Here is a 1,618-nt window from a genome sequence, read left to right as displayed (position 1 = left end):
CATGACGCGTCTCCTGACAGGCCCTTCCGAAATAGAAGGGGTCAGGAAAGTACAGACGATTTGCGCCTCTGCCGCGTAGCGGCTTCGTTCAACAAACTGTTCAAGAAGGACCTGGACTTCCCCCACTTCAGTAGACACGCATCGATAACTCCTCAACAGGAGAAGAACGATCGCCACAATTTCCTACCGAATTTGTGCGGACACACCGTGGATACAGGGTCAATTTCATTTGCCAAACAGGACGATTGTAAAAGCAGGGCACAGGTCACTGCTTGATTCTAAACTTGGGGGAGTGCAGTTTCGAAGACTGAGTGTGACCGGGAAAGGTTGCAGCTTGTAACGTGTTGATCTGCCATAAAAATGGCCCGCCCGAGAGGATTCGAACCTCTGACCTCTGCCTCCGGAGGGCAGTCCATGCAATCATCTCGATTGGCCTGATTTGACTTTAAATCCATTGAAGTCAAGATGTTGACTTCCTGAATGCAGTGCTTCGTAAGCAGTTAAGCACAGTTTGAAACATCGAACATCGATTAAGGTCGGTCACATGATGTCGTTTTCGCTGCTTCAAAAATGACCGTTGCTCACACTGAACTTGCTACCACGATCCCGCATGATTTCAGGCTAAAACCTCAGCTTATCCAGTGCTGCTTTGCCTTAGTTAGGACCACAGTTCAGGCCGACACTGGCTACGCGAAAAGAAATTCCCATAATCGGTAGAACGAAATACACCATGAATAAAAACGCACTAAGAGCTTTATCTTTTGCCCTGCCAGCCGTCGGAGCGTTGCTGACTAGCTATCAGTTCTGCCTCGGCCAGGGACAACAGGGACCGGCTTTCAAGTCCTACTCTGAAGTTTGGCAGACTTCAGTCCCCAATTCGGGCTATGTCTATGCGATTGCGCTAGGTACAATTTTGTGGGTACTTGCTCAAGTCGTCTGGTGGAAAAGGTTTCATGGGACGTTTAAGGCCGACAGCCTGATCGCAAGAAAAGCCCCGGAAGTTCCTGGGATGCTTATTCCGGTTGGGGTTGGATTTGGTTATTTTCCAATCACGACTGTCAATTTACTGACTACTTTGTTGATAAACAGCGTATCGTTTGCCACAGATGCCCGCTTTTACGCATTCCCAAATCTAAGCATCGGCTTTGAGTCAATTTTCATTTGGTCAGTCCTTGGAACTTTCATCTTTTTCGTCGCGATCCCTCTCTTCGGCGCGCTAACAAGCGCGGATCCCAAGGACGTGTATTTTGCGGGATCACACTCACTTAGAGCCTCCATCAGCGATAATGGTCGTAGATGGAAAGTTCATTTCCATCCGTCCTGTAGTGGCCCCCATTTAAACCGGACACCTTGGTAGAAGCAAAGGCCTAGGCATAGACCTAGTGCAAAGGAGTGTCCAAGGTGGAAAGAATCGAAGTCATAACCGGAGTGCAGCGCCGTCGCCGGTATTCCGCGCAGGAGAAAGCATTCATGGTTGCAGAGTGTGAGCAGCCAGGCATGTCGGTATCGCTTGTAGCCCGGCGTCATGGTATATCAGCAAGTCTGTTGTTCCGTTGGAAGAAGCTGATGAAAGACGGTGGCATGTCCGCGATTGAATCCGGTGATGAGGTTGTAAGCG

2 protein-coding genes are annotated in these 1,618 nt (G+C 49.4%); both read left to right on the top strand.

The features are described from left to right. The first annotated feature begins 730 nt into the window (after positions 1-730). Entirely contained in the window at positions 731-1,357 is a 627-nt protein-coding gene (locus BM036_RS19585; protein ID WP_091855301.1) for a hypothetical protein, read from the top strand. Between the two features lie 44 nt (positions 1,358-1,401). After that, positions 1,402-1,618 (top strand): transposase (locus BM036_RS19580; RefSeq protein ID WP_143066679.1); only part of this gene is annotated, 217 nt, incomplete at its 3' end.

It is taken from the genome of Marinobacter segnicrescens (assembly GCF_900111555.1).
Taxonomy (GTDB): domain Bacteria; phylum Pseudomonadota; class Gammaproteobacteria; order Pseudomonadales; family Oleiphilaceae; genus Marinobacter; species Marinobacter segnicrescens.
The sequence above is the reverse complement of the archived record's forward strand: the minus strand, read 5'-3'. Positions and strand labels throughout refer to the sequence as shown.